This window comes from Saccharothrix sp. 6-C (assembly GCF_016695385.1).
GTDB classification, from domain to species: Bacteria; Actinomycetota; Actinomycetes; order Mycobacteriales; family Pseudonocardiaceae; genus Actinosynnema; species Actinosynnema texasense.
On the sequence record NZ_CP064192.1, the window covers coordinates 5,505,692 to 5,524,773 of the forward strand.

17 protein-coding genes are annotated in these 19,082 nt (G+C 74.1%); 10 read left to right on the forward strand and 7 right to left on the reverse strand.

Features of this window, described 5'->3' with window-relative positions:
• Positions 1-41 precede the first annotated feature (41 nt).
• A complete protein-coding gene (locus IOD16_RS22810; protein ID WP_201436062.1) occupies positions 42-1,961 on the reverse strand; it encodes a Calx-beta domain-containing protein in 1,920 nt (639 codons plus the stop codon).
• Between the two features lie 510 nt (positions 1,962-2,471).
• Here IOD16_RS22810 and IOD16_RS22815 point away from each other — a divergent pair.
• From IOD16_RS22815 to IOD16_RS22845, 7 genes are all read left to right on the forward strand, one after another.
• Entirely contained in the window at positions 2,472-3,314 is an 843-nt protein-coding gene (locus IOD16_RS22815; RefSeq protein WP_201436063.1) for an MEDS domain-containing protein, read from the forward strand.
• A complete protein-coding gene (locus tag IOD16_RS22820) occupies positions 3,311-4,255 on the forward strand; it encodes a sensor histidine kinase (RefSeq protein WP_201436064.1) in 945 nt (314 codons plus the stop codon). The genes IOD16_RS22815 and IOD16_RS22820 overlap by 4 nt, the downstream gene beginning before the upstream one ends.
• A gap of 311 nt (positions 4,256-4,566) precedes the next feature.
• A complete protein-coding gene (locus IOD16_RS22825) occupies positions 4,567-5,382 on the forward strand; it encodes an alpha/beta fold hydrolase (RefSeq protein ID WP_201436065.1) in 816 nt (271 codons plus the stop codon).
• Entirely contained in the window at positions 5,382-6,656 is a 1,275-nt protein-coding gene (locus IOD16_RS22830; protein WP_201436066.1) for a PP2C family protein-serine/threonine phosphatase, read from the forward strand. The genes IOD16_RS22825 and IOD16_RS22830 overlap by 1 nt, the downstream gene beginning before the upstream one ends.
• Complete coding sequence (locus tag IOD16_RS22835; RefSeq protein WP_123747068.1) at positions 6,644-6,967, forward strand: STAS domain-containing protein; 324 nt, start codon at positions 6,644-6,646, stop codon at positions 6,965-6,967. The genes IOD16_RS22830 and IOD16_RS22835 overlap by 13 nt, the downstream gene beginning before the upstream one ends.
• 107 nt (positions 6,968-7,074) lie before the next feature.
• Positions 7,075-8,304, forward strand: coding sequence for a serine hydrolase domain-containing protein (locus IOD16_RS22840; RefSeq protein WP_201436067.1), 1,230 nt, complete (start codon positions 7,075-7,077; stop codon positions 8,302-8,304).
• Between the two features lie 108 nt (positions 8,305-8,412).
• A complete protein-coding gene (locus IOD16_RS22845; RefSeq protein ID WP_201436068.1) occupies positions 8,413-8,664 on the forward strand; it encodes a hypothetical protein in 252 nt (83 codons plus the stop codon).
• Between the two features lie 62 nt (positions 8,665-8,726).
• Here IOD16_RS22845 and IOD16_RS22850 read toward each other — a convergent pair whose 3' ends face one another.
• The 3 genes from IOD16_RS22850 to IOD16_RS22860 form a co-directional block, all read right to left on the reverse strand.
• A complete protein-coding gene (locus IOD16_RS22850) occupies positions 8,727-9,488 on the reverse strand; it encodes a zf-HC2 domain-containing protein (RefSeq protein WP_201436069.1) in 762 nt (253 codons plus the stop codon).
• Between the two features lie 141 nt (positions 9,489-9,629).
• On the reverse strand, positions 9,630-10,835 hold the full coding sequence (locus IOD16_RS22855) for an ATP-grasp domain-containing protein (protein WP_201436070.1): 1,206 nt from the start codon (positions 10,833-10,835) through the stop codon (positions 9,630-9,632).
• Positions 10,832-11,896, reverse strand: a complete 1,065-nt coding sequence (locus IOD16_RS22860; RefSeq protein ID WP_236594291.1) for a cysteine synthase family protein — start codon at positions 11,894-11,896, stop codon at positions 10,832-10,834. The genes IOD16_RS22855 and IOD16_RS22860 overlap by 4 nt, the downstream gene beginning before the upstream one ends.
• Before the next feature lie 267 nt (positions 11,897-12,163).
• Between IOD16_RS22860 and IOD16_RS22865 the strand changes: the two genes are divergently transcribed.
• From IOD16_RS22865 to IOD16_RS22875, 3 genes are read left to right on the forward strand one after another with little or no spacing between them, the layout of a single operon-like run.
• On the forward strand, positions 12,164-13,288 hold the full coding sequence (locus IOD16_RS22865) for a FecCD family ABC transporter permease (protein WP_236594292.1): 1,125 nt from the start codon (positions 12,164-12,166) through the stop codon (positions 13,286-13,288).
• Positions 13,285-14,352, forward strand: a complete 1,068-nt coding sequence (locus tag IOD16_RS22870; protein WP_201436072.1) for an ABC transporter ATP-binding protein — start codon at positions 13,285-13,287, stop codon at positions 14,350-14,352. The genes IOD16_RS22865 and IOD16_RS22870 overlap by 4 nt, the downstream gene beginning before the upstream one ends.
• Positions 14,353-14,395: 43 nt before the next feature.
• Positions 14,396-15,604, forward strand: a complete 1,209-nt coding sequence (locus IOD16_RS22875; protein ID WP_201436073.1) for an ABC transporter substrate-binding protein — start codon at positions 14,396-14,398, stop codon at positions 15,602-15,604.
• 16 nt (positions 15,605-15,620) lie between these two features.
• Here the strand turns inward: IOD16_RS22875 and IOD16_RS22880 are convergent, their stop codons facing one another.
• The 3 genes from IOD16_RS22880 to IOD16_RS22890 all read right to left on the reverse strand — a co-directional run bounded on the left by IOD16_RS22880 (position 15,621) and on the right by IOD16_RS22890 (position 18,910).
• Positions 15,621-16,358, reverse strand: a complete 738-nt coding sequence (locus tag IOD16_RS22880; protein ID WP_201436074.1) for a class I SAM-dependent methyltransferase — start codon at positions 16,356-16,358, stop codon at positions 15,621-15,623.
• A 165-nt stretch (positions 16,359-16,523) separates the two neighbouring features.
• Positions 16,524-17,510: a (2Fe-2S)-binding protein gene (locus IOD16_RS22885; protein ID WP_201436075.1), complete on the reverse strand. Its 987-nt coding sequence runs from the start codon at positions 17,508-17,510 to the stop codon at positions 16,524-16,526.
• 113 nt (positions 17,511-17,623) lie between these two features.
• Positions 17,624-18,910 carry an SLC13 family permease gene (locus IOD16_RS22890; RefSeq protein ID WP_123747062.1) on the reverse strand — a complete coding sequence of 429 codons (1,287 nt, stop codon included), beginning with the start codon at positions 18,908-18,910 and terminating at the stop codon, positions 17,624-17,626.
• Between the last annotated feature and the right edge of the window lie 172 nt (positions 18,911-19,082).

Consider the following 19,082-nt stretch of genomic DNA (forward strand, 5'->3'; position numbering starts at 1 on the left):
GGTAGGTGCGGCGGCCCGTCCTGTTCCGGCTCGAACGCCCGTCAGCCGGTGCAGGGGTTGCCGTTCGGGTGGGCGCCGGTGCCGTGGACGTCGGCGTGCGCCTCACCGATGACCACGTCGGCGAGCACGGTGTCCAGCACCACGGCGCGCTGGGTCACCGAGGTCGCCATGGTCTCGGTGCTGTTGAGCTTCAGCGAGCCGATCAGCAGCGGGATGGTCAGCGGCGCGGAGCCGACGGTCGTCGACACCCCGTTGATCTTGAGCGAGGCGATGGTCGAGCCACCCGAGAACCGCGGCGCGAGGCCGCCGCCGCTCGGCGCGCACCGGGCCGAGGCCTCGGCCTGGACCACGCCCAGCTCGATGGTCAGGCCGAGGGTGCTGATGGTGGTCGTGTCGACCTTGGCCTTCGCGGTGGAGTCGTCGCCGGCGGCCGGCGGCGCCGAGGTGAGGTCGTCCGGCGTCTGGTCGGTGGTGGCGGACAGCACCTTGGCGCCGACCGTCAGCGCACCGGCGTTCAGGCCGACCTGCGCCAGCGCCTCGGCGTCGTCCACGCAGGGCACGTCGGCCGGGTTGGCCACCACCGGCTCGATGCCGACCACGTTCACGGCGCTCGCCCGGCAGGAGAACACCCCGTCGCGGTCGTCGTCGTGGATCGTGCCCACGCCCACCGCGTCGGTGATCGCCGCGCCGCCGGCCGCGGCCAGGGTCACGGTGAAGGTCTCGTCCAGCTCGTCCACCGTGTCGCCGACGACGGGGACGGTCACCGGTTTGGCGGTCTCACCCGGCGCGAACGTCACCGTGCCCGCGGTCGCCGAGTAGTCCCCCGGCGCGACCGCGGTGCCGTCGGCGGTGGCGAAGTCCACCGTGACCGGGTCGGGGCTCGGCCGGTCGAGGCTGACGGTGAAGGTGGCGGGTGTGGTGCCCGCGTCGCCCTCGGTGACGGCCACGTCGTCGATCGACAGGCCGGGCACGTGCACGGTGTTCTGCTCGACGAAGCCGCGCGAGGCGCCGTCGACCAGGAAGTCGACCGTGCAGTGGTAGGTCCCGGCCGGCGTGCCCGGGTTCACCGCGATGGTCTCGGTGAACGCGGCGACGTCACCGCTGTCCACGGTGCGGCTCGCGGGCGCGAACCCGAGGGTCAGCTGCGGGTCGCAGGCGGTGATCGTGGGCGTGACGGTGACCTGCACGGCTCGGATGCCGTCCAGGATGGCCTGCGCGACCTGGTCGGACGGGACGTTGTTCAGCAGCACGCCGCCGGTCGCGGCCACGATGGCGGTGGCTTGGCCGCCGGCGTCGAGCCCACCGCCGGCCGGACCCACGTTGACCGCGACGACGCGGATGTCCGCGGCCTGCAGCGCGGCGATGGCGGCGGCCAGGGTGTGGCCCTGGCTGGGGTCGTGGGAGGGCGCGTCGCCGAACCACGCCACGATCCGGGTGCCGTCGGGGCGGAACGCGATGGCGCCGCTGCCGATCTCGAACAGGGCGTTGATGGCGGCTTCGGGGAGGTCGCCGCCGCCACCGGCGACCCAGGCGTTGATCCCGTCCTGCACGGCGGTGGTGTCGCCGGTGAGGTTCTGGTCGACCCGGAACGCGAACGCGTCCCCGGCGTCGCGGTACTCCGCCACCGCGAACCGCGCGGTCGGCTGCGCGTCGAGCACCGCGCTGGTGACGGCGCCCGCGTTGTCGCGGACGTCGGTGATGGCGCCGCCCATGCTCCCGGTGGTGTCCGCCAGGAACACCAGGTCGGGGTTGGGCGGGACCGCCGGGGTGGTGACCGTCTTGGCCACGGTGGTGCTCGCGCCGGGGCCGAGGGTGACGACGACGTCGACCGGGTCGACCTGGGCCGCCGCCTGCGGCGCCGCGACGACCACCGCCGTCGCGGCCCACAACGTCAGGGCGGCCGTGGCCGCCGCCGCGGATCTCCGCAGCGCCGAGCGGCGCCGCCTGCCGGACTGGGACATGAATCCTCCCGATGAAGGTTGGTTCGCACGACGCGCCAAGGGGTGCGGCGGGGTGTCGGGCACTGACCGGCACGAGCGGGCGCGGCAAACGTCAATGCGTCGAAATCCGACGAGCGAAATGCATCGCCCCGTCCTGGAAACGTCACTGGGATCATCGTCGCCGCGATGACTCCGACCAATCCGCCACCGGCGGGACACCGAAAATCGGGTCACGACACTGGCGGTGCCTTCATTGGTGCCGGCAGGTGACGCGCACCCGCTGTTCGCGGTCACGCCCGGCCTACACCCGCGGTATTCGTCGATCGATTTCCCGCGGCACGCCGATCGGCGAATACCGGGTGGTCGGCGCGGCCGCGAGCGGGCCACCCACGTCACCGAGGTCCGGTCGCAGCACCGCTGCCGGCTGTCGCGAGCACCGCCCCCACCGGGTTATCCTCCCTTCGGGGGATGCGTCGATGACACACGCCCGACCGCGGCGACGTCCGCCGCGAGGAGTGCTGAGGTGTGCGGATGCGCAGGTCCGGGTTGGTGGAACACGTGCGTGGCTTCGGTCCCGGCGACCACGTCTGCTGGCGGTACCGCGACGTGCGCGAGTTCCGCGACCGGGCCCGGGAGTTCCTGTCCGAGGGGCTCGCCCTGGGCCACCGGGTCCGCTACCTCGGCGCCGGTGACCCCGACGCCCTGGTCGAGCACCTGAACGGGATCGACGGGATCGACGAGGCGCTGCTCACCGGCGCCGCCCAGGTCGCGTCGCTGGACGCCGCGTACCCGATCGGCACGGTGATCGAACCCGCCGCGCAGGTGCGGACCTACGCCGGGGCGACCGAGGCGGCGCTGGCCGCCGGGTTCACCGGCCTGCGCGTCGCCGCGGACTGCACGCCGATGGTGCGCAGCCCGGAGCAGTTGGCGTCCTTCGCCCGCTACGAGCACCAGATCGACCACTACATGGCGGGGCGGCCGTTCTCGGCGCTGTGCGCCTACTCCGCCACGGAGGTGGACGACGACGCGTTCGCGCAGGTCGCGTGCATGCACCCGAACACGAACACGTCCTACCCCGGATTCCGGTTGCACGCCGCCGGCGACCGCACCACCGTCCTGAGCGGCGAGGTCGACTCGACCGACGGCGACCTGTTCGGCCTCGCGCTGCGGCGGGCCGACCCCCGCCCCCGCGACGGGCAGCTGGTGTTCGACGGCGCCGACCTGACCTTCCTGGACCACCGAGGCCTGCTGCACCTGGCCCGGCACGCCGCCGGCCGGGGCGCGTCCGTCGTGCTGCGCACGTCCTGGCCGGGCGTGTCGACGCTGGTGGACCTGCTCGACCTCGCCAACGTCCGAGTGGAGCCCGCCGCGTGACGATCACCCACCTCCCGCCCCTCGGCGACTTCGTCCACCCCGCGGTGTTCTACGCCTCCGACGAGGAGTACCTGGCGCTGCTCGTGCCGTTCGTCACCGAGGGCCTGGAGCAGGGCCACCCGGTCGCCGCCTCCGTGCCCGACGGCCGGTTGCGGCTGCTGCGCGACGCGCTGGGCGACGCCGCGGACGACGTGCTGCTGCTCGACATGGAGGTGGAGGGCCGCAACCCGGGCCGGATCATCCCCGCCGTGCTGCGCCGGTTCGCCGACCGCCACCCCGACCGGCACGTCCGGATCATCGGCGAGCCGATCTGGGCCGGGCGCACCCACGTCGAGTACCCGGCCTGCGCCCAGCACGAAGCGCTGATCAACCTGGCCTTCGCCGGCCGGGACGTCACCATCGCGTGCCCGTACGACACCTCCTCGCTCGACGAGCACGTCGTCGCCGACGCGCTGGCCACCCACCCGCTGGTGTGGGAGGCCACCCGCCGCTACGACAGCGCCCACTACGCCCCCGACGCCGTCGTCGACCGCTACAACCAGTCCTTCGACACCGCCCCGGACGCCGCGACGTTCGAGGTCGCCGGCACCGCCGGCGCCCGCGAGGCCCGCCGCTTCGCCACCGGGCAGGCGGTGCGCCTGGGCCTTCCCGCCGAGCGGGTGGCCGACCTGGTGCTCATCACCACCGAACTGGTGGTCAACGGCCTGCGGCACACCGGCGGCGGGTGTGAGCTGAGCATCTGGCAGGACGGGACCCACCTGGTCTGCACGGTCCGGGACGGCGGGCACCTGACCGACCCGCTCGCGGGCCGCCGACCGGCCGCACCCGACCAGGAAGGCGGCCGGGGCCTGCTGGTGGTCAACCAGCTCGCCGACCTCGTGCGCACCCACACCTCCCCGCACGGCACCACCACCCACGCCTTCCTGCGCGTCACGGGCTGAACGCCGGCGGCCCGAAGGCCGACCCGCCCGGGACGAAATGTGCGGTCCCGCCCCTCCGGAATGCGCACGGAAAGTGTCATCGACATTTTCCACCGCCCGGCGCACCACCCCTCCGGGCACCGCGCCGACCGTTTTCGCGATCCGGATCACGGATTCGTGCCCGGTCGGCCGCGGGTGGAATCGGAGAAGGTGGTCGGGGGTGCGGCGAATCGTCGTGGGGACGGCGGCGGACCGCCCGGCCCGGCTGATCGCGTCCGGCCGGGCGCGTGCCGCCGGCCGCCGTGCCCGGCGCTGGTGGAATACTGCCGTGGGTGGACGCGCTGAACAGGAACAACGTGACCGTGTCGGGCCCGGTGGACGGCCGCCCGGTGGTGTTCTCGCACGGTTTCGGCTGTGACCAGAACATGTGGCGGCTGGTGGCCCCCGCGTTCGCCGACGACCACCGGGTGGTGCTGTTCGACCACGTGGGCGCCGGGCGCTCGGACCCGTCGGCGTGGCAGCCGCAGCGCTACTCCTCCCTGGCCGGCTACGCCACCGACGTCCTGGAGATCCTCGACGAGCTGGACCTGCGCGACGTGGTGTTCGTCGGGCACTCGGTGAGCGCGATGATCGGCGTGCTGGCCGCGAACCGGGACCCGTCCCGGTTCGGCGCGCTGGTCCTGGTCGGCCCCTCGCCCCGCTACGTGGACGACGGCGACTACCGGGGCGGGTTCAGCGCGCAGGACATCGAGGAACTGCTGGACTCGTTGGACAGCAACTACCTGGGCTGGTCGGCGACGATGGCGCCGGCCATCATGGGCAACCCCGGCCGCCCAGAGCTGGGCCGGGAGCTGACCGAGAGCTTCTGCCGCGCCGACCCGGACATCGCCCGGCACTTCGCGCGGGTGACGTTCCTGTCGGACAACCGCGCCGACCTGGCCCGGGTGAGCGTGCCGACCCTGGTGCTGCAGTGCCGCGAGGACGTCATCGCCGCCCGGGAGGTGGGCGAGTTCGTGCACCGGAGCGTCCCGGGCAGCGAGCTGGTCGTGCTCGACGCGACGGGGCACTGCCCCAACCTGAGCGCGCCGGAGGAGACGACGAAGGCCATCCGGGGGTTCCTGACCGGCCAGGGGAGCACACGGCCGTGATGTGCCCCGCCGGGACCGGCCTGGGTGATGCCGACGAGCCCGGGGAGGACGGCGACCCGGCCGTCCGCGAGCCGCGGGTGGTGTTCTCCTCCCTGCTCGAGGACGACGCCGAGGAGCTGTACGACAACGCGCCGTGCGGTTACCTGTCGACCCTCATGGACGGCGAGATCGCCAAGGTCAACGGCACGCTGCTGGGCTGGCTCGGGTACCGGCGCGAGGAGCTGGTCGGGGTCAGGCGCTTCACCGACCTGCTGACCGGTGGCGGCAGGCTCTACCACGAGACGCACTACGCGCCGATGCTGCGGTTGCACGGCGAGGTCCGCGAACTGGCCCTCGACCTGGTGGCCGCCGACGGCCGCAGGCTGCCCGCCCTGGTCACCGCGAAGGTCAAGGTCGGCGAGGAGGGCCAGCCGCTGCTGGTGCGGGTCACCGTGTTCGACGCGCGCGAGCGCCGCGCCTACGAGCAGGAACTGCTGGCCGCCAAGCGCGAGGCGGAGCGGGAACGGGAGCGGTTGGCGAAGCTGACCAGCACCCTGCAACGCACCCTGCTGCCCGACGCGCTGCCCGACGTCGACGGCGCCGAGCTCGCCGCGCACTACCACGTGGCGTCCAGCGACCAGGTCGGCGGCGACTTCTACGACGTGTTCCCGCTGGGCGGCGACCGGTGGGGGTTCTTCCTGGGCGACGTGTGCGGCAAGGGCCCCGAGGCCGCCGTGCTGACCTCGCTGACCCGGTACGCCCTGCGGGCCGCCGCCGTGCGGGACCCCGACCCGGTCGTGGTGCTGACCACCCTCAACACGGTGATGCTCCAGCAACGCAGGCCCGGTGCGCCGCGGTTCTGCACGGTGATCTTCGGCCTGCTCGAACCGGACGGCGACGGGTTCGCCGTCACCATCGCGGGCGGCGGGCACCCGCCACCGCTGGTCCTGCGCGCCGGCGGCGAGGTCGACCTCCTGGCCACGCCGGGCGGCCAGCTCGTCGGCCTCCTGCCCGGCGCCCGCTTCACCCGCGCGAGGACCCGCCTCGGCCCCGGCGACGTGGTGGTCCTCTACACCGACGGCCTCACCGAGGCCCGCCGCGACGACGGCGCCATGCTGGAGGAGGAAGGCCTGGCCGAGGCCGCCGCCACGATGACCGGCAAGGACGCCCCGACCGTGGTGGACCTGCTGGTGCGGCTGTTGACCGACTGGTCGCAGTCCCCTTCCGACGACACCGCGATCCTCGCGATCGGCAACCCCGGCGCGGCCTCCCGGGAGGCACGGTGTTCCACCTGACCGCGGCCACCGACGGCGACGTGCACACCATCGCCCTGACCGGGGAGCTCGACCACCGGTGCACGCCGCGGTTGCACGAGGCGCTGACCCGGCTGCGGCTCGTCGCGGGTGATCGCCTCGTCCTGGACCTGGCGGAGCTGACCTTCTGCGACTCCAGCGGGCTCACCGCCTTCGTCGTCGCGCACGAGCTCGCCGCCGGCGCGGTCGACCTGCTCAGCCCGCCCGCGAAGCTGGTCAGGATGCTGCGCACGACCGGGCTGGCGGAGCTGTTCACCATCCGCGGCGCCGACCAGGGCCGGCCGATCCGGTGAGACGCCGCCGCGTCGGCGGCGGTGTCAGGGCGGTGGCGGCCCGGTGTCAGGGCGGCGCGTGATCGTGGTTCCACCGAGCGAGTCGGATCCACGGGAGGAACTGCGCCATGACGAGCACTGCGGGACCGGGTGTCGAGGACGGTTGGGGCGAGGTCGCCGACGTCTTCCGGGCGAACTTCGAGGGCGAACCAGGCGAGGTGGGCGCGGCGTGCAGCGTCTACGTGGACGGACGTCCCGTCGTGGACCTGTGGGCCGGCTTCGCCGACCGCGCGGCGAACCGACCGTGGACGGGTGACACCGTCGTCCAGGTCGCGTCCACGACGAAGGGCGCGACCGCGATCTGCGCGCACCTGCTGGCCCAGCGCGGCCTGCTGGACCTCGACGCCCCGGTGACCCGGTACTGGCCGGAGTTCGGCGCGAACGGCAAGGAGCGCGTCCTGGTCCGCCACCTGCTGTCGCACCAGGCCGGGCTGCCGGTCGTCGACGGGCCGCTGACGTTCGAGCAGGCGTGCGACTGGGACCCGGTCATCCGCGCGCTCGAAGCGCAGGAGCCGTTGTGGGAGCCGGGCGCCGAGCACGTCTACCACGCCGTCACCTACGGGTTCCTGGTCGGCGAGGTCGTGCGCCGCGTCACCGGCAGGTCCCTCGGCTCCTTCTTCGCCGAGGAGGTGGCCGCGCCGCTCGGGCTGAGCGCCTGGATCGGGCTGCCCGAGGAGCACGAGCCGCGAGTGGCCGCCTTCGAGGACGCCGCGCCGTTCACCCTGGAGGAGCTGCTCGCCGGGATGATCGCGACGACCGGGCTCGACGCGGACACGGTCACCAGGTGGGTCGAGTCGATGTGGAGCCCGGACGCGGTCCAGATGCGCGCGGGCGTGCTCGGCGGCGCCATGGACCCCTCGACCGGCTACTTCCGGACCCGCGAGTGGCGCGCGGCGGAGTTCCCGGCCGCGAACATGGTCGCGGACGCGCGGTCGCTGGCCCGGATGTACGCCGCCACGGTGAGCGAGGTGGACGGGGTGCGGCTGCTCGACCCGGCGACGGTCGGGGCGATGACCGCCGTCCAGACCGACCGAAGCCGGATGTACGGGGTGCCGGCGGGGCTGGACCTCCCGGCCGAGCGCTCGTTCGCCATGTCGCTCGGGTTCTGGCGCGCCTGCCCGCCGATGCCCATGGCGGGGCCGGGGTCGTTCGGCCACCCGGGCTCCGGCGGGTCGATCGCCTTCGGCGACCCGGACGCCCGGGTCGGCTTCGGCTACGTCACCAACCTGTGGAACTACCGGCCGGACGACCCGCGGGCGGCGAACCTCGCCGCAGCCGTCCGGTCCTGCCTGGGGTGACGGCTGCCGCGGGTGGCGGACGGGCTGCCACGGCGTCGGCCGCGGTGCGGGCGGCGCCCGATACCCTTTCCCCATGACGGGCACCGACACCGCAGCGGACCGCTGGTGATGGCGGTCGTCGCCGGCGTGCTCGCCCTGGTCCTCGTCGCGGGCTGCGGCTGGGTGATCGGGATGGGCGGGGTCGGCGACCTGGTGGCGCGGTTGACGCCGCTGGGGAAGCTCACCGCGTTCGGCGGCGTGCTGGTGCTGGTGGCGGCCGCGGCGTGGACGGCCGGGGCGGCGGTGGGACCGGTGGGCGACCCGCCCGCCTCGGTGGCGCCGACGTCCGACCACAGCGGTGACCGCGGGCACGGTGGGTGATCGCGGCGTCGTGGTGGCTGCCCGTCGGGGTCCCGGAGGGGTGAACCGGCCGGGAACGACGGTCAGGCGGCCCGTTTCCTGCTGACCGGTCGCAGGTGCCGCAAGCCGCCGTGCGGGCCCGGGTCCTGTCCGGGGTCGAGGTCGTCCGCGTCGTCGTCGACGTCGAGCCCCGGGTCGTCCGGCAGGACCTCGGTGGGCGTGCCGTCCTCGGGAGCGCGGTGCGTGCGGCGCACGACCACCAGCAGCGCCAAGCCGAGCAGCAGGAAGGCGTGCGAGGTGATCCGGGGAAGCGCGACCGCCCCGGTGACGAGGTCGTTGACGGAGAACGGCACGAGCACCGCGACGAACGCCGCGACGACCGGGAGCACCCCGACGACCGCCTTGGGGCGCAGCGCGGTCCAGAGCAGGCCGAGGCCGAGGGCGAGGTTCCACGCGGTGCTCTCGTTGAACAGGTGCGTCGACGTCTGACCGGCGCCGGGGTGCCCGCCGTGGACGGGGGCGCCGGTCACGCCGAACACCTGCGCCATCCCGAGCGTGAGCTGGACGACGGCGATCCCGGCCAGTCCCATCCGCCAGTACCACCCGCGCGTGGACCGCGACACCGGCGGTGGGACCGGGGTGGCGGCGAGCACGGCCGCGGTCAGGTCGGGCACCTCCGCCGCCGGGCGGACCCGCAGGCCCCGGGTGAGCGCGGCGGCGTCCTCCCGCCACCGCCGGCAGCGGGAGCAGGAAGCGAGGTGCGCGTCGGTCTCCTCGGCGGGCGCGGGTTCGGCTTCGCCGTCGGCGCGCGCGGAGAGGGCTTCGCGGCAGGTGTCGCAGTCCACGTGGCGATTGTCCCCCAGAAGTCGCCGGAAGTTCCGGTTCGCCGACGCGGTCGCGGGCCGGTGGGGCTCGCGGGGCCGTGACCGCGCCGGGTGGCGGCAGTCCGTTCCCGGACCGCCGCGGCGGGAGCGGGCGTGATCGCCTCACACCGCCGCGTCGACCCGGTGCCCGGCCCGGACCACCGGGATGATCCCGCCCGCGGCGGCTTGGGCGCGGTGCAGGGCCAGTTCGGCGGTGGGGGCTTCGGCGAGGACGATGCCGGTGCAGGAGCGCTGGTCGGTCAGGTGCTCCAGCACGTCGCCGGGACTCGCGGTCGGGTACCACTCGGGGTGGCCGGGCAGGTCGGCCAGGCGCTCCAGTCCGGTCCACCCCTCCAGCACGCCCGCCTCGCGCGGGTAGAGCGCCACGAAGCCGGTCGCGGCGCCACCGCCCGGCACGCCGTCGAGCAGGTCCGGTCGGGAGCCGAGGGCGACCTGGACCATCGCGTCGTAGGCGTTGGCGCCCAGCGCGCGGCACAGCGCCTCGCCGACCAGGGCTCCGCCGATGCGGGCGTTGATCTCGACGACCTCGGGGCCGTCGGCGGTGAGCACGAACTCCGTGTGCGCGAAACCGCGCTCGTGACCGGCCGCCGCCAGGACCCGGCCGATCCACTCCCCCAGCTCGGCGAGGTCGGCCGCCGGGAAGGCGACGGGGAAGGACGCCGCCTCCTCCCGGCGCGCGGGCTCGGGCGAGAGGACGCGGCTGAGCACGCCCAGCAGCCGGGTCTCGCCCCGCCAGGAGAGGGTTTCGGCGCTGTAGAGGGGACCTTCGAAGTACGGTTCGGCGATCAGGCGGCCCTTGAACGGCGTCACGGCGGCGGCCAAGAGGGCGGCGTCGCGCTCGGCGGGGGTCCGCACCAGCCACACCGCCCGGGACGACGTGCCCGCGGAATCCTTGAGCACCAGCGGGAACACCGCGGTCGTGACCGGGTCGAGCGGACCGCTGCGGCTCAGGCCGCGCTCGTTCAGCCTGGCCCGGACCGCGGCCTTGTCCCGCAGCACGCGCACCGAGTCGGGCGACGGACCGGGCAGTCCCAGCCGGGCGGCCAGCGCGGCTCCGGGCAGCGCCCACGTGTCGGTCGAGCTGATCAACCCGGCCAGGTCGCCGATGCCACCCAGCACCCGTTCGCACGCGGCGACGTCGGTGGTGTCGACGTCCACGACGCGCAGCCGGTCGCCGCAGCGGGACAGCTCGTGGGTGTAGATCGAGCGGTCGCCCGTCAGCAGCACCAGGTCGTGCCCCGCCGCGCGGGCGGCGTCGGCGATCCGGCCGAGGCCGAAGGTGAGGGCTTCCAGCAGCACGAGGGTCATGGCACGGGGTCCTTCCGGCGTTCCTGGGTGGGGACGATCGGTCCGTGAGGGCGTCGTGCCCAGTCCATCGCGGCCCACGGCGGGGCCAGGTCCTCCAACGAGCCGATCTCCACCGGCGCGAGCGAGGCGGGGTCCAGCGCCTCGCGGTGGCGGTTGAACACGCGTTCGGTGTAGCGGTGGCCGGTGTCCGCGCCGATGACCACGTGCGTGCGGACCGGGTCGCGCCGCGCCTCCCGGGACGCGGCCAGGTGCGCGGCGCCGGTGGACAGCCCGGCGAACACGGCGTGCCGGCGCATGAGGTCGACGGTGGCGGCCATGGCGTGCTGGAAGTCCAGCCAGTGGATGCGGTCGTACAGCTCGTGGTGGACGTTGTCGAAGTGGATGGCGCTGCCGATGCCGGCGATGATCGCGTCGGGGTCGGTGAAGCGCTCGCTGCCGAACGTGACGCTGCCGAAGGGCTGCACGCCCACCAGCCGCACGCGCGGGTCGTGCCGGCGCAGCGCGCGGGTGAGCCCGCCGGTGGACGCGCCGGTGCCCACGCTGCCCACCACGGTCAGGGGTTCGCCGGGCAGCGCCCGGAGCAGCAGGTCGGCCAGTTCGGCGTAGCCGAGGTGGTGCACGGGGTCGTGGTACTGGCGCATCCAGTGCACGTCGGGCCGGTGTGCCAGCAGCTCCCGGACCCGCGCCACCCGCCTGCTCTGGTCCAGGCGCAGGTCGTCCGAGGGCGGCATCTGGTCCACGGTCACGCCCAGGATCTCCAGCTGGGCGCGCATGGTGTCGTTGACCGTGGTCGAGGCGACGATGTGGCAGCGCAGCCCGTAGCGGTGGCAGGCCAGCGCGAGGGCGAGGGCGTAGATGCCGCTGGAGCTGTCCACCACGGTCTGCCCGGGGCGGACCGCGCCGGTGGCGACCAGGTGCCGGATCGCGCCGAGGGCGGCGTAGACCTTGAGGGTCTCGAAGCGGACCAGCACGGTGTTGGGCGTGAGCCGGATCAGCGTCGGCGCCTTGATGGCGTCGGTGACGTGCTCGTGGACCGGCGCCGCCGCGTCGTGGTCGAGCACGGTCCTCACCTGCCGATCGGGCGCGGGCAGCGGGTCGTGCCCGGTGTCGCCGTCATGCGTTCCAGGATCATGGTCGAGGCCCTTCGGGTGTGGTCGCGTCGTCGAGCGCTCCAGCCCTACTGGTCGTCGGGAGGACTCCCCCGGTTCCCGGGCCTCGCGGGAATCACGACCACCGGCCTTCCGCGCGATCGCGGGAACCGGACGTCGACGCCGCACGACTTCTAGGTGGTGGCCGGTTCCACGCCGGAGGGAGGGACGGGGTGCGCGGTGTCGGGTAGTGGCACGGGTGTCGAGGACGTGACCGAGGACGGGGTGGCGGCCCGGACCGCGCCGGGGCGGCGCCCCGGGTCCCGCGGGCGCGTCGGGCGCGTGGCCGGGTTGTTCGGGCTGCTGGTCCTGCTGTTGCTGGGCGTCGTGGTGGTGCTGGTCGCGCAGGGCTCGATCGCCATCCCGGTCGGCGAGGTGCTGCGCATCCTGACGGGTCGGGGCGCCGCGTCCGAGGTCGACCGCACCATCGTGCTGGACGCCCGGCTGCCCAAGGTCGTGGCCGGGTTGCTGGCCGGCGCCGCGCTGGCCGTCGGCGGCGTGCAGATGCAGACGCTGTTCCGCAACCCGCTGGCCGACCCGTTCGTGCTCGGCGTCAGCTCCGGGGCGGTCCTGGGCGCCTCGGTCGTCATCCTCGGCACCGGTGGCGTGGGCTGGCTGTCGGGGTTGGGCGTGGTCAGCCAGCTCGGGGTGACGGGTGCGGCGGTCGCGGGGGCCGCCGTGGTGCTGCTGATCGCCCTGGGCATCGCCCGGCGGGTCGGCGACCCGGTGGTGGTCCTGGTGGTCGGGGTGATGCTGGGTTACCTGGCCGGCGCCGTGGTGGACATGCTGGTCTACTACACCGACCCGGACCGGTTGCAGGCGCTGGCCACGTTCACCCGCGGCTCGGTGCGCAACGTGACGTGGACCGAGTTGCGGGTCGTCGCGGTGTCCTGCGGGGTGGTGCTGGCGCTGTCGGTGTTCCTGGCCCAGCCGCTCAACGCCCTGCTGCTGGGCGAGCGGTACGCGGGCAGCCTGGGGATCGACGTCCGGCGCGTCCACTTCCTGTCCCTGGCGGGCGTCGCCGTGCTGTCCGGGGTGATCACCGCCTACTGCGGCGCCATCGGCTTCGTCGGCCTGGCCGCGCCGCACCTGGCGCGCGGGCTGGTGCGCACCGCCGACCACCGGGTGGTGTTGCCGGCCGCGGCGCTGATCGGGGCGGTGATCGTGCTGGTGGCCGAGTACGTCGCCGGCGGCAACGGGCTGACCCGGACGTCGCTGCCGCTGAACTCGGTGACCGCGTTCGTCGGCGCGCCGGTGATCCTCTGGGTGCTGCTGTCCGGTCGGGCGAGGGGGCAGGCGCGGTGACCGTCGAACCACGTCCGGCGTTGCGGGCGGTCGCGGTGCGCGCGGGCTACCGGCGGCGTCGCCGGCACCCGGAGGTCACCGTGCTGCGCGACGTGCACCTGGCCGCCCGGCCCGGCGAGCTGATCACCCTGGTCGGGCCCAACGGCGCGGGCAAGTCCACCCTGCTGCGCACCCTGGTCGGAGCGCAGCCGCCGTTGGCCGGTCACGTCCTGCTCGACGGCCACGACCTCGCGGCCCTGTCGCCGAGGCAACGCGCCCGGCGGCTCGCGGTCACCCTGACCGAGCCGGTGGACGTGGGTCGGATGAGCGTCGAGGCGGTGGTGGCGCTGGGCCGGATCCCCTACCGGTCGTGGATCGGCGGGGAGGGCCCTCGAGACCGCGTCGCCGTGGACCGGGCGCTGCTCGACGCCGGGGTCGCCGACCTGCGCGACCGCCCGCTGACCGACCTGTCCGACGGCGAGCGGCAGCGGGTGATGGTGGCCCGCGCCCTGGCGCAGGAACCGGCGGTGCTGGTGCTGGACGAGCCCACCGCGTTCCTGGACGTGGCCCGCCGCATCGAGTTCGCGGCGATGCTGACCCGGCTGAGCGCGACCACCGGCGCCGCGATCGTGCTGTCCACCCACGACCTGGCGTTCGCGCTGCGCCGCGCCGACCAGGTGTGGCTGGTCGGCGGCGACGGCGCGGTGACCGCCGGCGCGCCCGAAGACCTCGCGTGCGGCGACGCGATCACCCGCGCGTTCACCGGCGAGAACATGTCGTTCGACGACGCGGCGGCCACGATCGTGGTCGCCGACGACCAGGCGCCCGGCGCCACCGTGCGGGTGGTCGGCGCGGGTCGGCCGCGGCAGTGGGCCGAGCACGCCGCGCGCCGGGCCGGCTGGACGCCCGTCCCGGACACCGCCGACCACGTCCTGACCGTCGAACCCGGCACGCCGTGCCGTTGGCGGGTCGACGGGGCCGGCGTGCCGGACGCGACGCGCGGGCACGGCGTCGGCTTCGGCTCCCTCGTCACCCACCTGCGCGGCTGCGCCGTGCCGTCGCGCGAAGGCGCACGGACCGGCTGACCGCCCGCCCACCGCACCCACGCACCAGCAGGAGAGCACCACCGTGAACGCACTCGTCCGCTCCGCCGTCGCACTGCTCGCACTGCCCCTCGTCCTCGCCGGGTGCGGCGGGTCGAGCCCCGCCGCGTCGGGCGGCCGGGAGGACGCCGAGGGCTGCGTCACCGACTACGTCGAAGGGCGCGACTACTTCCCCGACAAGAGCACGGTCACCGAGTCGGAGCTGTGGGACATCGCCTACCACGGCTCCTACAAGACCATCACGCTCACCGACACCGAGAACGCCGGCGGCGGGAAGCTCACGTACGTGCTCTACCAGTGCGGCACGCCCCGACCCGAGACCACCGGTGACCTGGAGGGCGCGCTGGCGGTCCAGGTGCCGGTCACCAACGTCTCGGTCACCTCGTTCAACGCGCTCGCCATGGTCGAGCGGCTCGGCAAGATCGGCACCGTCACGGGGCTGAGCGGGCAACTGCTGGGCAACGCCGGGAAGGACGAGTGGTACGCCCGCGTGGTGGAGGCCGCGGGGACGCCGATGTCGATCGGCGAGTACACCGACTTGAACGAGGAAGCCGTGCTGGGGTCGCGGAACCAGGTCATCCTGATGTCCGGGTTCGGCCAGGGCTTCGACGACATCAGCAACGCCCGCGCCGCCGGGATGCCCGGGGTGAGCGTGTCCAACCGGGTGGAGCGCCACGCCCTGGCCTCGGCCGAGTGGATCAAGATGGTTTCGGCGTTCTACAACGCCGAGGCCGCCGCCAACGCCGAGTTCGACACCATCAAGGCCGCGTACGAGGAAGTCGTCGCCACCGTCTCGGGCAGGATCGGTGACCGCGAGGCGGGCTACCTGTGCGTCGCGCCGGAGCGCGGCTGCGAGTTCTTCCACGGCCACGGCGCCGAGACCCTGGTCGGTCGGCTGCTCACCCGCCTCGGCGTCGGCAACGTCTTCGCACCCGACAACCCCGCGCCCAACGGGCGGCCGTACGACTTCGAGGAGGCCGTCGGCACCGCGGCCGACGCCGACTTCTTCATCGTCTACGACCCGATGGGGGCGACGCGCGCCGCGCTGGCGGCCGACCCGCGCACGAACCGGTTCCGGCCCTTCCGGGAGAACGCCTTCATCGCGGGCGTGGACCGCAACTTCGAGGAGTGCCGGGCCAAGACCTACCTCGACGTGGACGTGCTCGCCCGCGACTTCGCCATCGGCCTCGCGCCCGAGCTGTTCCCCGGCGTCAAGGGCACCTGCTTCGCCTGACCGGCCGCCTGGCGCCTCAGGCGCGGGTGCCCCGCACGATCAGCCGGCGGGCGTGGTTGTCGTACGGGGAGCAGTCGAAGTCGCCGAAGCACTCCACGCCGGTGAACCCCGCCGCCTCGAACAGCGCCCGCAGCTCGGCGGCGCTGTAGAGGGTGGAGTGCAGCGAGGTGCGCCGCACGTCGTCACCGCGCACCCAGGTCCAGTCGCTGCGCACCCGCGTCCAGTCGTCCAGGACCGTGTCGCGCATGAACACCGTGCCGCCGGCGACGTCCACCGCCTGCGGTCGGCCCACCCACCCGGCGAACACCTCCTTGCCCAGCACGTCGACCAGCAGCCGACCGCCCGGGACGAGGCTGGCGTGGGCGTTGCGCAGCACCGCCAGGTTCTCGCCCGGGTCGGTGAAGTAGCCGAACGACGTGTACATGTTGATCACGAGGTGGTAGGTGTCCGGCTCGACGTGCGCGCGCATGTCCGCCCGCACCAGCCGGGCGTCCAGCTCCGCCCGCTCGCACACCTCGCGCGCCCGCGCGAGCATCGCCTCGCTCAGGTCCACCCCGGTGACCGCCGCCCCGCGCCGGGCCAGCGGCACCAGGTGCGTCGCCGGCCCGCACGCCAGGTCGAGCACCCGGTCGCCGGGCGCCACCTCGAACAACGGTGACGTGGCCACCACCCGCTCCGCCTCCGCCGCGCGGCGCGGCGGGAACATCACCTCGGCGAACCCCGTCCAGAGGTCTTCGTCCTCGTACCAGCCCATGCCGCTCCAGCCGTGTGGTCGTCGCGCGGAACAGCCCCGCCCAGTCCTACTGGTCGTCGGCGGGCGCCGATCGGTTCCCGCGGCCCGTGGACGTGCCCCGCCCGGCTCGACGTCCTGCCGCGCGATGCGGGTGGACCCGGCCGCGTCTCCGACGGCCTCGCGCGGTCACGGGTCGGCCGGCCGGTGACCCGTCCGCCTGGTGACGGCGGCGTCCGCGAGCGGGCAGGCGCGGCACGTGTGGCCGGTCGGGGTGCGGTAGAACAGGCAGCAGCTGCGGCGGGTGCCGTCGGCGGACAGCGCGCCGCGCAGCTGCGGGGCGCTCAGCAGGCGGTCGCCGAGGTCGCCGAGGTCGGCGGGCAGCGTCCGCAGAGCGCTGCGCACGGCGGCCGCGGCGTTGCCCCGCAGCAGCCCGTCGGCGACCTTGACGACGGCGCGCAGCCCGGCGTGGCACGGCTCCAGGTGCTCCTCGACCACGGCGCGCAGCAGCAGCGGCGCGGGATCGCCGCTGGTGGTCCACCCGCCGGGTTCGGGCGAGGACAGCCGCGGGGAGCCGTCCTCGCCGAGGCGGTACCGCAGCCGGTCCAGGTCGGGCACGACACCGCCGACGGCGAACGCGCCGAGGGCCACCGACCACAGCCGGAGCGCCACCAGGAACTGCAGGGTCGAGGCGGCCACCCGCGCCTCGGTCGCCCCGAACCTCGCGCCGACCCGCCGCACGGCCTCGGCCAGGGCGGTGGGATCGGTGTGGAACCCGCGCAGCGGCTCACCGGCGCCGTCCCCGTCGACGGCGGAGTACTCGCTGATCGTCGCCACCGACGCGAGCACGGCGCCGATCTCGGCGGGATCGGCCCGCCGGAGCACGCGCGGCCCGGCCGGCAACGCACGCGCCCACCGGGTCACGGCCGCGTGGTCGGGCAGCTCGACGCGCTCGCCGTCGGCGAACCCGACGTGGCCGCCGGGCCCCGGCCTGACCTCGGCGTCGGCCGGGCCGGAGGCGGTGACGCGCCACCCGGCGCGGGTCACCGCACCGGCGAGCGCCCCGGCGTCCGGGCCGAGGACCCGGCAGGTCGGGGCCGCGCCCGGCGGCACGGGCGGTGGCACGGGCGGTGGCACGGGCGCCGGCTGGTGCGGCGACGACCTGATCGGCCTCACGGGTGCTCCGGGTGGGTGGTGGCTCGGACCGGCGGCGGACGACGCCCTTGCCCGAGTGGTCGTCCCCGAACCGCCGCCGGTTCCCGTGCCTCACCGCTGCGGGTGAACCGGTGTCACGTGAAGTAGCGCAGCCAGACGTAGCCCCAGGCCATCACGGTGCTCAGCACCGTCACGACGATGCCGTACCGGGTGAACTGCCAGAAGCTGATGTGGTTGCCGGTGCGCGCGGCGATGCCGATGGCGACGACGTTGGCGCTGGCCGCCACCGCGGTGCCGTTGCCGCTGAAGTCCGCGCCGAGGGCGAAGGACCACCACAGGGCCTGCCCGGTCGCCGGGTCCGGCACCTCCGCGACCATGCCCTCCACGACGGGGCTCATCGTGGCCGCGTAGGGGATGTTGTCGAAGAAGGCGCCGAGCACGCTGGAGCCGAACAACAACGCGGTGGCCGCGACGAAGTAGTTGTCGCCGACGCCCTGCACCGCCCAGCGGCCGATCGTCTCGATCACCCCGGTGTGCACGAGTCCCGCGACCATGACGAACAGGCCCATGAAGAAGGCCAGGGTGTGCCACTCGACCTCGCGCAGGACGTCGCCGACGTCGGCTTTGGTGGCCAGCATCATCAGCCCGGCGCCCACCAGGGCGACCACGGCCGGGTCGAGGTGCAGCACGGAGTGCAGGCCGAACCCGACGACCACCACGGCGAACACGGCCAGGCACCGGCGCAGCATCGCGGGGTCGGTGATGGCCCGGCGCTCGTTGAGCGCCATCACGGCGGCCACGTGCTCGGGGTGGTGCTGGAACGACTTGCGGAACAGCACCCGGGTCAGCAGCACGAACACCACGAAGATGACGACCACGATCGGCGCCATGTGCACCAGGAAGTCGGTGAACGTCAGCCCGGCGCGACTGCCGATGATGATGTTGGGCGGGTCGCCGATGAGCGTCGCCGCGCCGCCGATGTTGGACGCGAGCACCTCGGCGATCACGTAGGGCTGGGGCGCGATGCGCAGCCGGTTGCAGACCACGATGGTCACCGGGACGACGAGCATGATCGTGGTGACGTTGTCGAGGAACGGCGACGCCACGGCGGTGATCGCCATCAGCATCACCATCAGGCGGTACGGCTTGCCCTTGGCCTTCTTGGCCGCCCAGATGGCGAGGTAGTCGAAGATCCCGGTCTGCTTGACGATCCCGACGATGACCATCATGCCGAACAGCAGGAAGATGACGTTCCAGTCGATGCCGGCGTGCTCGGAGAAGAACACCTCGGCGCCGGGGATCAGGCCCAGCACGGCCATCGCGCCCGACGCGATGAGCACCACCTTGAGCTTGTCCGCCTTCTCCGTGGCGATGAAGAAGAACGCCACCAGGAAGATCGCGAGAGCGAGGACGGCGCTCATCGGTCACGACCCGGGGGGCCGGTCCGGCCGTCGGCGTGGCCCGAGCAAGCGGTGGGTTCGCGGCCTGGTGGTGGTGTGGTCGCGGCACTCGGGCACACGGAAGGCACTCTCCTAAGTGGACGTGGTGAAGCGCACCCGCGTGAGGGCGCGGGTGCTGGGGGACGGTGGTGCG

Bases quoted from the DNA above. Each gene is read 5' to 3' on its own strand.
- IOD16_RS22880 (WP_201436074.1), bottom strand. From the start codon at position 16,358: ATGGGCTGGTACGAGGACGAAGACCTCTGGACGGGGTTCGCCGAGGTG.
- IOD16_RS22815 (WP_201436063.1), top strand. From the start codon at position 2,472: ATGCGCAGGTCCGGGTTGGTGGAACACGTGCGTGGCTTCGGTCCCGGC.
- IOD16_RS22830 (WP_201436066.1), top strand. From the start codon at position 5,382: ATGTGCCCCGCCGGGACCGGCCTGGGTGATGCCGACGAGCCCGGGGAG.
- IOD16_RS22845 (WP_201436068.1), top strand. From the start codon at position 8,413: ATGGCGGTCGTCGCCGGCGTGCTCGCCCTGGTCCTCGTCGCGGGCTGC.
- IOD16_RS22810 (WP_201436062.1), bottom strand. From the start codon at position 1,961: ATGTCCCAGTCCGGCAGGCGGCGCCGCTCGGCGCTGCGGAGATCCGCG.
- IOD16_RS22890 (WP_123747062.1), bottom strand. From the start codon at position 18,910: ATGAGCGCCGTCCTCGCTCTCGCGATCTTCCTGGTGGCGTTCTTCTTC.
- IOD16_RS22855 (WP_201436070.1), bottom strand. From the start codon at position 10,835: ATGACCCTCGTGCTGCTGGAAGCCCTCACCTTCGGCCTCGGCCGGATC.
- IOD16_RS22840 (WP_201436067.1), top strand. From the start codon at position 7,075: ATGACGAGCACTGCGGGACCGGGTGTCGAGGACGGTTGGGGCGAGGTC.